The sequence below is a fragment of the Methanocaldococcus bathoardescens genome, assembly GCF_000739065.1.
Lineage (GTDB): Archaea > AGJL01 > Methanococci > Methanococcales > Methanocaldococcaceae > Methanocaldococcus > Methanocaldococcus bathoardescens.
This window is the reverse complement of record NZ_CP009149.1, coordinates 340934-354511: the sequence shown is the minus strand read 5'-3', so window position 1 is coordinate 354511 and position 13578 is coordinate 340934. Positions and strand designations below refer to the sequence as shown.

Here is a 13578-nt window from a genome sequence, read left to right as displayed (position 1 = left end):
GATTCCACCTATTTAAAGATAACTAAAACTACAGTTCTACCAAAATAAACCATAATTAAACAGCCAGCTACATTGATTAATATATTTAGTAGAGCTTTAAATAACAGTCCTTCATCAACTAAGGCAAAGGTTTCATAAGAAAATGTTGAGAATGTTGTTAGAGCCCCACAAAAACCAGTTCCAATAAACAATTTATATTCACTTGGCATTGATGTAAGTAGAGAGCTATACATTAAGAATCCTAAGATAAAACTACCTATTAAATTAACTGCTAACGTTCCAGTTGGTATGCCAAATTTTACTGGGATGATTCCACTAATTAAATATCTAAAAATAGCTCCAAAAAATCCTCCAACTCCTATTAACAATAGCTCTCTAATCATCTTCTCCCCTATAAATACAAACTGTTAGGTAGGAAAAGTCCTCTTTAATTATCTCCTTTAAAGATTTTAAGCTAATTTTCTCATTTGAGTATGTTAGATTTTCCAACACCCAGATTTTTGTGTTAGGGTTTATACCATTGTCTATTAAAAATTTTGCATCTTCCTTTAAATTGTTTGGTAAGAAGATGACTTTCTCATGATTTTTTATTAAATTTAAAAGCTTTTCTTTATTTTCAGATTTTCCATGAAGAGTTATTATATTATAATCTTCCCAAGAGATTTTTAATTTTGCTGCTGCTATTTGTATAGATGAAATTCCAGAGATAACTTCAATATCTTCTTTTTTAGCACCAATCTTTAATAGAGTTTTTAATAGCCCACTAAAACATGGATCTCCTGTGGATAATATGACAATCTTTTTATTTTTTATATCTTTGTTTTTTATTAATTCCTTTAATTCATCAATTAAATTTTTTGTTAGAATTATTTTTTTATCTTTGTCTATATTGAATAATTCCAAAGCTCTCTTACTACCAACAACTAAATCAGCATTTTCAACTATTTTTATTGCTTTTAAGGTTAGATAATCTTTATCTCCTGGGCCAATTCCAACTATATAAATCATGGTTTCACACATTATAATGAAAATTTTAAGAGAGTGGTAAAAAATTAGAATTTTTAAAGAATTTTAATATTAAGAAGTTGAGGTTTTATTTTTCAATAATATATTTGCTAATGGTTTTGCCCATGAAGCTTCTAAAACAACACTAATTATTATTGTCATAAAGGTTGCCACTAATATAGTCCCAGCTAATTCTGTTGGTGGCATTAAACTTGCTACACTTTTTGGGACAATATCTGGATGTTTCATAATTTCAGTATAAACCATTGCCGATAACGTTGCTGGAACTACACCTCTCGGCCCTTCTAAAGCAATGTAAATTCTTTCAGCAAGAGGTCTAATTGGTGGGATGGCTGTGGCTATTAAAACACCAACAGGTCTTGCTAAAAGTATAGAACCTAATGCACATATAAACGCTGGAGCAGCGTATTTTTCTAATAGAGGTATAGAGATACTTGCTCCCAATAATACAAAGATTAGTATCCTAATAAATATTGACAACTCATCCAAAAACATGGCAACCTTTTCCATATCCTCTTTATGTTCTTTTTTATGCACTATAATGTTTCCAATATAAAGACCCATTATTGCTACAGCCATAAACCCACTAATCTCATATCCTGTTATTGATGGGAAAATTCCCTCAGCAAAATACCAAAATGCAATAGCCAATCCTAATGTAAATGGAGCTATATAATCTTCAAACTTAATTTTTGATATAATAGATTCATAAAACTTACCTGCAATAAGACCTAATATAATTCCTCCAACAGCTAATGAGATAAATTCAAGAATTGGATTTTCAGCTTTAGCTAAACCAAGAGCTGATAAACATATTAACGTTACAACAATCCCCAATGGGTCGTTAAAGACGCTCTCTGCTTCCAATGTTATTGCTACTTCAGGATTTATATCCATTTTAGAAAATATTGGGATTAGAGTAGCTGGGTCTGTGGCAGAGACAATAGCTCCAAATAATAAACCAATTAATGACAAAATTGGGAGATGAAAGACAAAGTTAAATACGATTCCTGATATAATCCAAACAATTAATAACGCCAGTATATCAAGTTTTAAAATAACATCCAATACTCTCTTCATAATGTTCCATTCCATTTCAAAAGAACCTATGAACAATAAAATTATTAACCCAAAGTTTCCAATAAAATCAAAAGAGCTTGTAACAATATTTTTTGGAATAATATTTAGAGCAGATAATACAAGTCCAAATATCAGTAATAGAGGTATATCAGGAATACCTATCTTTTTAGCAATTTTTGCTATTATAGCTCCTCCAGCAAAAAGAATTGATAGATATCCAAGAAATAATACAATATCCACAATCTCACCAATCCCTAGTTTTGGATATCCAAGTATACAAGCACTAACTTTACATTATAAAGAACATATAAATCTTTCTATTTGGTGGTAAATGTGAATAGCAATGATTATGATGTTGTGATTATTGGTGGGGGGCCGATTGGTTGTATAACAGGAGAGAACATAAAAAACGGTAAAGTTTTGATTGTTGAAGAGCATCAAAGTATTGGTGTTCCTCTGCAGTGTGCTGGCTTAATTAGCAAAAATGGAGTTAAAGAGCTTGGCAACCCAAAAGGAGTTGTTAATAGGATTAGAGGTGCTTATATATACTCAAAAAATAATTCGGTGAAAATTGGAAATGAAGAAATTAGAGCTTATGTTTTTGAGAGAAAAGTTATGGATAAAGATATTGCTATAAGAGTTTCAAAAAAATGTGATTTTTTGTTAAAAGCTTATGGAGAAATTGAAAAAGATAAAAATGATTATAAAGTTAAAATAACTCACTTGGGAGAAGAAATATATTTAAATCCAAAAGTTATTGTTGGAGCTGATGGTTCTAAAAGTATAACAGGAAAAAAATTGGGCTTAGTAAATAATAAAAATAGAGAAATTTTGTCAAGTTGTCAATTTGAGATGGTAAATGCTAACGTAGATGAAGATTTTGTCTATGTTTTCTTAGATAAAAGATATTCAGAGAGGTTTTTTACTTGGATTATTCCAATGGGAAAGGATAGAGTTAGAGTAGGTTTAATAGATAAAGGCAACTGTTACAATAAACTCATGAAATTTATAAATGAAAATGAAATAGCAAAGGAAATATTGAGAAATGCAACAATAATTGAATTTTCCTCTGGCTCTTTGCCAATTGGATATTTAGAGAGGACTGTTAAAGATAATGTTTTATTGGCTGGAGATGCCGCTTGTCATGTAAAGCCTCTAAGTGGGGGAGGACTGTATTTTGGAGCAATGGGCGGGAAAATAGCAGGAGAAGTTATTAGTAAATATTTAAATGGTGAAATAAGTAGATTAGAGATTTATGATAAAAAATGGAAAGAAAAATTTGGAAATGAAATAAAAAATGGTATTAGAATTAGAAAAATCTTTTTAAAGTTAGGAAATGATACTTTAGATGAAATTATTGGAAAATTGGCAAAGAGTGATTTGATTGAATATATTAATAACCATGGAGATATGGATAAGCAGGCATCTTTGGCAATGAAAATTTTAAAATCATTAGATTTTGGGATAGGATTTAGAATTTTGAGAGATTTGTTATAAAATTATTTTATACTCAAAATTTCCTCATGTAAAGCTTTTAGCACTTCTAAATAATCAGCTTCTCCATTTTCAATTTTGTCCATAATTTCTTCCAATTCTCTTGTTCTCTCTTCAGATATTAGGTGAGGATAATTATTTATCAAATAATTATAAACTTCAATTCCCAATTTTGTTGGAATTAGCTTATTTTTATCTTTACTCTTAACCACATATCCTCTATCTAACAACTTTTTAATTATTTGAGCATAGGTTGAAGGCCTTCCAATACCTCTCTCTTTCATTAACTTAACAACCTCTCCTTCATCATACAATGGAACTTTTGGGATTTTTCTAACTTTTTTCTCTAATATTTTTAAAGAGCTTTTCTCAATCTTTGGAAGCTTTTTTAACTTTAAGTTATAAATTCTACTCCATCCATCAAACTTTATATCTACATAGCCTTCAATCTTCTCATCTAAATCTTTTATGTAAATTTCCTCATACTCTACAACTGCTTCTTTCATTTGAGAAGCAATAAATCTTCTAAATATCAAATCATAAACTTTTATGTGATTTTTGGTTAATTTTATATTGTTCTCTTTTAAAAACTCTATAAGCTCTTCAGTGTCCATTGGTTTTGTAGGCCTTATACATTCATGAGCCCCTTCCATAAAATACTCTCTATTTTTTAAATAGTCCTCTAAATTATTTAGCTTTAGATATTCTCTCGCTACCCTCATCCCATCTAATGAAACTCTTGTAGAAGAGGTTCTGTGGTATGTGGATAATCCAAGTTCAAACAATTCTTGGGCTATAGCCATCACTTCATCAGCACTTAAGCCAAATCTCTTTGTAGCTTCCTCCAATAATGTATCTGTTGTAAATGGTGGGAGAGGAGAAATTTCTTTTTCATAAACCTTTATTTCAACCTCAACTTCATCTTTATCAAATTCTTTTTCCCAAACCTTTCCAATGTAGATATTGTTTTCTAATTTTAAGGATAAATAAGGGACTTTTATTTTATGCTCATTATATCTCTCTATAATCCATCCCAATACTGGTGTTTGAACTCTACCAGCTGAAAGGTATTTTTTATTAAATACATCCCATAATTTTTGACTTAATCTAAATCCAATCCATCTATCTTCTATTCTCCTAACTATTTGACCTTTAACTTTATTCTCATCCAAGCTAAGCTCTTCTCCTTTTTTAAATGATTCTACTGCCTTTAATATAGCTCTCTTTGTAATCTCATTAAAACCAACTCTGTAAATATTCCTATTGAATGGAAAGGCATTTATGGCTATATCATAACCAATTTTCTCTCCTTCAGTATCAATATCTGTTGCTATAAATATGGCATCAACTTCATCTGCAATCTCTCTAATAATTTCTATATTTTCCTTTGCATCCATTGCATTTACTTTCTCTCCTCTCTCAATTAATTGCTTTATTAATTCTTCTAAATTCTTTTGGTCTGTAAATTGCTCTCCATTCACTTTTTTAATTGATGCATATATTGGGATGTATAAGTTATCCTCTATCTTAACTCCATAAAAGCCCTCTCTTGTAACTAAATCAAACACATGTCCCCCACTTGCAGTTATAATTAAATTTAAATCACCAATACAAACTTCATAAACATTTCTATTGTTTATTTTCCTAACTGACGGTTTTCCAAAGAAATTTGCAATGGTTCTTGCTTTGTTAGGACTTTCTACAACCATTAAAACTGATTTTAATAAATCAGGAACTTTTCCTTTAGCTCTTCCTAATTTTATCTTCTCTCTGTCTTCATCAATCTTTTTGATTAGCTCTTCTAAGTTTATTTCATCAATCTTCTTGAATTCACTCTCATACATAAACAATATGTATTTTTTGAGATATTCAAAAATCTCTTTCTCATCTACCAACACGATACTTGCTCCTTTGGTTAAACCAAACTCTGTCATTCTTGATGTTCTTCCAGATGCTTGGATGTAAGTTTTTACATCAGGAATTAATAATAAATATTCATCATCTTCTTTCCTCAATGAAAAATTCTTTATTTTTAATTTTTCGGCAACTATTTTTTTAATTTCCTCTTCTGTTTTTCCTTCAATGTCAATATCTTCTTTTAATTCCCCTTTCTCTTTTAAGTTGTTTATGTATTCCTTCAATTTAATTTTAAACTTTGGAATTCCATAAAATATTGCATATCTAACTCTTTCAGGCATATCTAAACCTCTAACTAAAACACCATAGTATGAGGCAACACCAATCAAAACATCTATCTCTCCTTCTCTAAAATCATCAAATCCTTTTTTATCTTTTGAATGGATTAATTTTGCTTTGATATTATTCTCTAATAAGAATTTCTCAATTTCTTGTGCTTTCTCAATACCATAATCAATTGAAACAAATACAATCCCACCAGAACCAAACAATTTTATGTATTCTAAAACTTTTTGTTTGCTAAACTCTTCATCGTAAATATCGACAACGTCTCTAAGCTTATTCATTCCAAATCCAATTTCAAAGTCTAAAAGTTCTCTGTAAAGCTTAACTCTATCCCCATAACTCTTTCCGGTTGCAGAGGCGATAATTAAGCATCCATGTTTTATTTTAGATATTTTTTCCTTTAAAATCTCTCTCTTTTTTAATGCATCTTCTATTTTTCCAATCTTTATTAGATAGATGATTTTATATGCCTCATTTATAATATCTTCATCAAATCCAAGCAATTTTAAAGTTCTATCAATGTTTTTTGATGCTTTTAATAGAGCATCGACATCATCAACAAATATAAAGTCAAATGTGTTGTTTGGTGGATTTTTTGCTAAAAAGTTGGATGTTGTTATTAGTATATCATAATCGTTATTCTCAATCTTCTCTTTTGCCTCTTTCTTTTCTTTTGTTGATAATTCTGAATGGTAAGCAACCACATCAATATCTAACTTATTTTTCTCTATTAAAGATAACATTTTTTCATAAGTTTGTTTAACTAAGAGTGTTGTAGGTAGAATTATATAGCATTTCTTTCCTTTTTTAGATAAAAACAGAGACATCAATATGCCAAAGAAACTCTTTCCAACTCCTGTTGGTGCTACTATTGAAAAACTTTTATTTTTTAAAACTCTCTTTGCCCACATCTTTTGTATACTTAAAAGTTCAAATCTTAAATCTTTTACAAACTCTTCAAATTCTTTAAATTCATTCCAAATAATGCAGTAATTTTTTAAATTATCTAAAGTTTTCTCTTCTCTAAGTTTTTCACATAGCTCTAATTTTTCAAAGACATTTTCTTCTTTTAAACATTTTTCACAAACTCCTATTTCTAATCTCTCACTTGTTATCTCCCCACTGCAGTTGGGGCACATCTCTTTATATATCATCGGTATCATAAATAACACCACACGTTGATAGAAATCCTAATAATTATTAATTATTATTTTTAATGTTGATTTGACATAGAAGGGATTTAAAAACTTTTTGCTTGAAACTTTAAGAAAGTTTCATCAAAGCTAACACCTCCACCAAAAGGTGGAGGTGTAAATTAGGATTTATTAGTATTCACATCGTATAGCTTCCTATTGCTATACTAAGAGACATTAGGGGGCTTTAGTCCCCTTAATGCATCGTTTTGATGAAACTTTACTAAAGTTTCTTAGGAAAACAATTCTAAGTGAGACTATGGGATTTTTAGAGGATAAAAAGAGGACATTAATGAATTTAGAACTTGCTATAAGAGAAGGTTTAGTTGATGAGGAGATAATCCCAATACTAAACAAAATCAATGAAATTGATAATTATTATACAACATCCAGCTGTATTGGCAGAGTAGGGATAATGGAAATCCCAAAATATAAAAATCCAAAGCTATATTCAAGATGGCTTGGAAAGTGGCATCACTACGCAACTTATGATGAGATGTTTGATGCATTAAAAGAGAGAAAAGAAGGTTATATAGTTTTTGTTATGAATTCCCCTATATTGCATATTGCTTGCAAAGACATAGAATCAGCAAAAAAGATGCTTGAATTAGCCATACACTCTGGATTAAAAGCTTCTTCTATAAAATCAGTTTCAGATAAAAGAGTTATTGTTGAAATTTTAACAACCTATAAAGTAGATGCCCCAATAGGTGAAGATGGGAAAATATTTGTAGATAATGATTATTTAAAGTTTTTATTGGATTATAGTAATTCTAAACTTAAAAAAGCGAGAGAGATTTTAATGAGATGGGCAGATAGGTTAGATGAGCTAAAATAAGTAAAATTAAAATAAAAAACAAAATATTGTTAATCTATTGCTCAACAATTTCAACAATCTCCCCATCTCTTAGTTTAATAATCTTTGAAGCATATTTTGTTAATTCCTGCTCATGTGTTACCATAATTATAGTTATCCCTTTCTCATTCAATTCTTTTAAAATATTCATAACTGCTATTCCACTTTTACTATCTAAATTTCCTGTTGGTTCATCAGCAAATATTATCTTAGGATTGTTTGCTAATGCTCTTGCTATCGCTACTCTCTGCTGTTGTCCTCCACTTAGTTGATGGGGGTAGTGATTTAATCTATCTTTTAAACCAACCATTTCTAATAATTCTTTTGCTCTTTTTCTCCTATAATATTTATCCTTCTCATCCAAAATCATTGGTAGTTCAACATTTTCTAATGCAGTTAGTGTTTTTATTAAATGAAATTGCTGAAAGACAAATCCACTAATTTTTCTTCTAAAAATAGCTCTTTCATTTTCACTCATTGAACTTGTTTTTCTCCCTTTATAATAAACTTCCCCCCTTGTTGGTATATCTAAAAGAGCCAAAATATTCAATAAAGTGGATTTTCCACATCCAGAAGGGCCCATTATCATAACAAACTCTCCTTCTTCAATTTCCAAATTAATATTTTTTAAGGCAATTGTTTTTGCCTCTCCTCTACCATAAATTTTCCATACATTTTCAGCTCTTATCAAATCTATTCCCCTCTCAATGTCTCTATTGGATTTAACTTAGCCCCACTTCTTGCTGGGAAATAACCACTAATAATTCCAACTAAAAATGAAAATGCTAAAACCCCAACAATCAACTCATAAGAAATCCACGCATTAACCATTAAATAACCCATTTTATGGGCAAACATTTCAATAACTTTTGCCAATAAAATTCCCAAAATTAAACCAATAACCCCACCAAACAACCCTAAAAATCCTGACTCAACAACAAATATTGCTAAGATATCTGTTGTCTCTGCTCCTAATGCTTTTAATATCCCAATATCTTTCCTTCTTTCTAAAATACTCATATGCATAGTGTTTGAGATACCAACAGCCCCAACCAATAATGAGATTGCAGCAACTCCAACAACAAATATAGTAATAACTCCAAGAACTGAACTGACAGTTTCTGCTAACTGCTCAGCAGTTAAAACAGAGAACTCTTCATCTCCAAAAGATTTTTTTAGGACTTTTTTAATCTCTTCTGAAACTTTTTCTATATCTTCTCCATCTTTTACAGTTACTGAAATGAAGTTATATTTTCCCTCATTTCCAAATAGTTTTTCTCCAACATCTATGTTTAAAATTACTGAATTATCATCCTGCTGATTTCCTATCTGCTTTAAAATTCCAACAACCCTAAATTTTTTGTCTTTAATTTTTATCACATTCCCAACTTTTATTTCTCTATCAAACAAGTTATGGGCAGTTCCATGGCCAATAATACATGCATACTTATCATTATCCTCCAACCACCTACCTTTTTCAATATCGTAACCACTATCTTTATAAACCTCTCTTAATTTTGAAGGGGTTGCATAATAATAGGATACAAACTTTTTCTCTCCGTTGTATTCTATTTCACACCCACCATACCAACCATACATAACTGTATCGACGCCTTTAACATTTTTAATTGCTTTAACCTCTTTTTTTGTAAATAGATGTGAAGGAGGAATGCCAAACTGTTTTATAGGAAGGATGGTTATTTTATTAGAACCCATTTTCATCATTTCCTCATGTATGTAATTTTGAACGCCATATCCCAAAGAGATTAAACTAACCATTGCTAAAACTCCAATTACAATACCAATAATTGTCAATAAACTCTGAGTTCTTTTTTGCTTCATATTTTTAAATGCAAAGATAACAATATCTTCAACTTTCATAGATTTCCCCAAAAATATCTAAAGCTTTATATATAAATATTAAGCTTAAGTTCTATATATAAATTAATTTTGGGGGATATGATGTTTAAAAAATTTTTAATGATTCTAATTGGATTTATTGTATTATCTTCAATCTCTGCTATTCAAGTTGATGAAATTCAATATCAGCCAAATATTATTCATCCGGGGGATGATGTAGATTTGTGGATTAAGATAAACAATGATAATTATGATAATGAGGTTAGGAATATAGTTGTTGAGATTTCTCCTCATTATCCTTTTGAGTTAAGACAAGTTAATCCAATTAAAGGAAAGGCAACAATTAGCCATTTAAATCCTGGAGAATCAGATACTGTATATTTCAAACTACATGTAGATGAGAATGCCCCATCAAGAGATTATAGAATAGATGTAAAAGTAAGTTATGATGAGGTTGATAAAGAAGACAGGGAGGAGATAATCCATCACTATGAACTTACTAAAGTATATTACCTTCCAGTATATGGGATAGCAAGTTTTCAATTAAAAATAAATGATACTTCAATAAACCCTGGAAAAACAGAAACTATAAAATTAGATATAAAAAATGTAGGGACTGGAAATGCAAAATATTTAAACCTCTATTTAATTGGAAATGATAAAATCAACATTTTAGGAGGTAGTTCAATTTTTATTGGATATTTAAAAGCAGGTAACCAGTATATTATCCCTATAAAAATATATGCAGTTCCAGAGATTGAAAATGGAATATATTCAATTAATGCAAAATTGTTTTGGATTGGAGAGGACGGAAATCAGTATAATTTAACAATTCCTTTAAATATAAAAGTTTTAAAAAAGATTTATGAAAATCAGCCATATATTTACTTAGATGATGTAAAAAATAAAGGAGATTATGCTGAAATAACCATTGGAATTGCAAATAGAGGAACTACAAAGATTAGGCATTGTGTAATGACTTTAACTGTGAATGGAAAAAATTATACTAAGTATATTGGAGATTTGGATGAAGATGATTATGATACTTCAGTCTTTGAAATAAATGATTTTGGAGATATTCTGATTAAAGTAAGTATTACATATTTTGATGACTACCACAATTCATATAATACTACAAAAATATTCGATATACATGTAGAAAAATTAGAAAAACAAGAATCATTAAATCTTATTTATATAATTTGCGGAGTAATTGCTATTATAATACTTATCCTATACTTCATAAGAAGAAAAAGACGTAAAGAGTTCGAAGAAATTTAAAAATACTCTATAATTTTAATTTTTAGCAGAATTTTAACAGATTAAAGAGTTGGATGGTTATGTATATTGAACATCCATTAATAAAACCAAAAACTTTAGAGGCAAGGTTGTATCAGCAGATTATTGCGGCAAATGCATTAAAGAAAAAAACTTTATGTGTTTTATCAACTGGTTTAGGGAAGACAGCTATAGCAATATTGGTAATAGCAGGTATTTTAACAAAAAAAGATGGGAAAATTTTAATCTTAGCCCCTTCAAGACCTTTAGTTGAGCAACACTGCAATAGGTTAAAAGAAATTTTAAATATTGATGAAGATAAAATAATTGCATTAACTGGGAAAATTTCCCCAAAAAAGAGGGCTGAATTGTATAAAAAAGGAAAAATATTCATTGCTACACCACAAGTTATTGAAAATGATATTGTAGCTGGAAGAATAAATGTGGATGAGTTTGTTTTATTAATAGCTGATGAAGCTCATCACACTACAGGAGACCATGCATATGCCTTTGTAGCAAAAAAGTTTAAAGATAAATGCCATGTTTTAGGATTAACTGCTTCTCCAGGTTCTGATATAGATAAGGTAATGGAAATTTGTGAGAATTTAGGGATTGAGCATGTTGAGGTTAGAACTGAGGATGATGAGGATGTAAAACCATATATTGCTAAGGTAAGGTTAATTCCAATTAGAGTTGATTTGCCGGCCGAATTTAAAAAAGCATTAAAATTGATAAATGAAGCATTAAAAGAGAGATTGAAGATATTAAAAGATTTTGGAGTTATAAATTCTATTGCTAATGTAACAAAAACAGAACTTATTGAGCTAAATTCTAAGCTATTTTCCTATGATGAAGAAGTAAAGTATGAACTTATAAGAGTTTGTTCAGAGGCATTAAAATTGATGCACGCTAAAGAACTTTTAGAAAGTCAGGGAAAGAGTGTATTTTTAAATTATATAAATAAATTATCCATGCAGAGAACAAAATCAGCTAAATCTATTGTTAATGATGAGAAAGTTAGAGAAGCAGTTCATCTCTTAATGAAATCTAATGTTGAGCATCCAAAATTAGATAAAGTTGTTTATATTGCCAAGAATATTTTGGAAAAAAATAAGGATGAGAGAATTATTATTTTTGCTCAATATAGGGATACTGTAGAGAAGATAGTTAATCTTTTAACTCAAAATGGGATTAAAGCAATAAGATTTATTGGTCAGGCAAATAAAGAAGGAAAAGGGATGAGCCAAAAACAGCAAATAGAAGCAATAGAGAAATTTAAAAGAGAAGGGAGCGTTTTGGTTTCAACAAGCGTATCTGAAGAAGGAATTGATATTCCAACAGTAAATTATATCATATTTTATGAGCCAGTTCCTTCAGAGATTAGATTTATTCAAAGAAGAGGTAGGGCAATGAGGGGGGAAGGGGGAAGAGTTTATGTTTTAATAGCTAAGGGAACAGCTGATGAAGCTTATTACAAAAGTGCTTTGTATAAAGAGAGAGAAATGAAGAGATTATTAAAAAATATGTGCTATTTGTTAAATAAAAGATTACAGAAAAAATTTGAAGAAAAAAGTAAAGAAGAGATAGAAGAAAAGACAAAAGAAACAGAAAATATGGAAACTGAAGAAGAGAATAATATAACTCCAAAAACTGCAATAAAAGAAGAAAATGAAAAAACTAAAAAGCCAGTAACAATATTGGACTTTATTAAACAGATTGAAACTAAAGCAGAAGATGGTACTAAAGAAAAACCTAAGATTGAAAATATAAAAACATTAAAAAAACCAATAAAAATTATTGTAGATGTTAGAGAAAAAAACATGGCTAAACTTTTACATAACTATGTAGATGTTGAGTTAAAAACCTTAGAAGTTGGTGACTATGTTTTAAGTGATAGGGTAGTTGTTGAGAGGAAGACAGCTGAGGACTTTGTAGATTCAATAATTGATAAGAGGTTATTTAACCAGTTAAAAAACCTTAGAAAAGTTGAAAAGCCATTATTAATAATTGAAGGTGAAAACTTTAGTAGATTGCATGAAAATGCCATTAAAGGAGCTATTTTATCAATAATCTTTGACTTTGGTATTCCAATAATATTTACAAAAAATGCTGAAGAAACAGCAGATTTATTAATAAAGATTGCTGAGAAAGAGCAAATAAAAGAGAAAAGAGCAGTTATGGTAAGATATGGAAAAACTACAATGTCCTTAAAAGAACAGCAGAAATTCATTGTTGAGAGCTTACCAGACGTTGGTGGAGCTTTAGCCGAAAGATTATTAAAGCACTTTAAAACAGTAGAAAATGTATTCACAGCAAAAGAGGAAGAGTTGATGAAAGTTGAAGGGGTTGGAAAAGAGAGGGCTAAAAAGATTAGAGAGGTTTTAACAGCAAAATATGAGGAATAACTATTTTTAAACTTTTTATATTGTTTATTTACTTTACTTATGTAGATTAAAAGAATATTCTTGTATAAATACTTTTCGATTTATGTTTGATAGTAATATATATAGAATTCAAATTAAGAAAATATTGTATTTTTTAAGATACAATTAAAAAGTAGTTTAAAATTATAAAGTAATAATTGGTGAT

Annotated in this window: 10 protein-coding genes; 4 read left to right on the top strand and 6 right to left on the bottom strand. The window is 29.4% G+C overall.

All coding sequences use genetic code 11. The features are described 5' to 3' along the window. Window positions 1–8: 8 nt before the first annotated feature. The 3 genes from crcB to JH146_RS01845 form a co-directional block, all read right to left on the bottom strand. Window positions 9–383, bottom strand: coding sequence for a fluoride efflux transporter CrcB (gene crcB / locus JH146_RS01855; RefSeq protein ID WP_048201409.1), 375 nt, complete (start codon window positions 381–383; stop codon window positions 9–11). Next, complete coding sequence (locus JH146_RS01850) at window positions 376–1008, bottom strand: cobalt-precorrin-7 (C(5))-methyltransferase (protein ID WP_048201408.1); 633 nt, start codon at window positions 1006–1008, stop codon at window positions 376–378. The genes crcB and JH146_RS01850 overlap by 8 nt, the downstream gene beginning before the upstream one ends. A 69-nt stretch (window positions 1009–1077) precedes the next feature. Then, on the bottom strand, window positions 1078–2346 hold the full coding sequence (locus tag JH146_RS01845; RefSeq protein ID WP_048201407.1) for a cation:proton antiporter: 1269 nt from the start codon (window positions 2344–2346) through the stop codon (window positions 1078–1080). 93 nt (window positions 2347–2439) lie between these two features. Between JH146_RS01845 and JH146_RS01840 the strand changes: the two genes are divergently transcribed. Beyond that, window positions 2440–3603, top strand: coding sequence for a geranylgeranyl reductase family protein (locus JH146_RS01840; protein ID WP_048201406.1), 1164 nt, complete (start codon window positions 2440–2442; stop codon window positions 3601–3603). 2 nt (window positions 3604–3605) lie between these two features. Here JH146_RS01840 and rgy read toward each other — a convergent pair whose 3' ends face one another. Continuing rightward, on the bottom strand, window positions 3606–6965 hold the full coding sequence (gene rgy / locus JH146_RS01835; RefSeq protein WP_048201405.1) for a reverse gyrase: 3360 nt from the start codon (window positions 6963–6965) through the stop codon (window positions 3606–3608). Window positions 6966–7254: 289 nt separating this feature from the next. Here rgy and taw3 point away from each other — a divergent pair, with 289 nt between their 5' ends. Then, entirely contained in the window at window positions 7255–7833 is a 579-nt protein-coding gene (gene taw3 / locus JH146_RS01830; RefSeq protein WP_048201404.1) for a tRNA(Phe) 7-((3-amino-3-carboxypropyl)-4-demethylwyosine(37)-N(4))-methyltransferase Taw3, read from the top strand. Window positions 7834–7867: 34 nt separating this feature from the next. Here the strand turns inward: taw3 and JH146_RS01825 are convergent, their stop codons facing one another. Both JH146_RS01825 and JH146_RS01820 read right to left on the bottom strand, forming a co-directional pair. Then, window positions 7868–8542, bottom strand: coding sequence for an ABC transporter ATP-binding protein (locus JH146_RS01825; RefSeq protein WP_048201403.1), 675 nt, complete (start codon window positions 8540–8542; stop codon window positions 7868–7870). A 2-nt stretch (window positions 8543–8544) separates the two neighbouring features. After that, entirely contained in the window at window positions 8545–9732 is a 1188-nt protein-coding gene (locus tag JH146_RS01820) for an ABC transporter permease (protein WP_048201402.1), read from the bottom strand. Window positions 9733–9813: 81 nt separating this feature from the next. Between JH146_RS01820 and JH146_RS01815 the strand changes: the two genes are divergently transcribed. Both JH146_RS01815 and JH146_RS01810 read left to right on the top strand, forming a co-directional pair. Then, window positions 9814–10992 carry a COG1361 S-layer family protein gene (locus JH146_RS01815; RefSeq protein WP_048201401.1) on the top strand — a complete coding sequence of 393 codons (1179 nt, stop codon included), beginning with the start codon at window positions 9814–9816 and terminating at the stop codon, window positions 10990–10992. 59 nt (window positions 10993–11051) lie between these two features. Further along, the gene (locus JH146_RS01810; RefSeq protein WP_048201400.1) at window positions 11052–13394 is read left to right on the top strand and encodes a DEAD/DEAH box helicase; all 2343 of its coding nucleotides are present in this window, start codon (window positions 11052–11054) and stop codon (window positions 13392–13394) included. The last annotated feature ends 184 nt before the right edge of the window (window positions 13395–13578 follow it).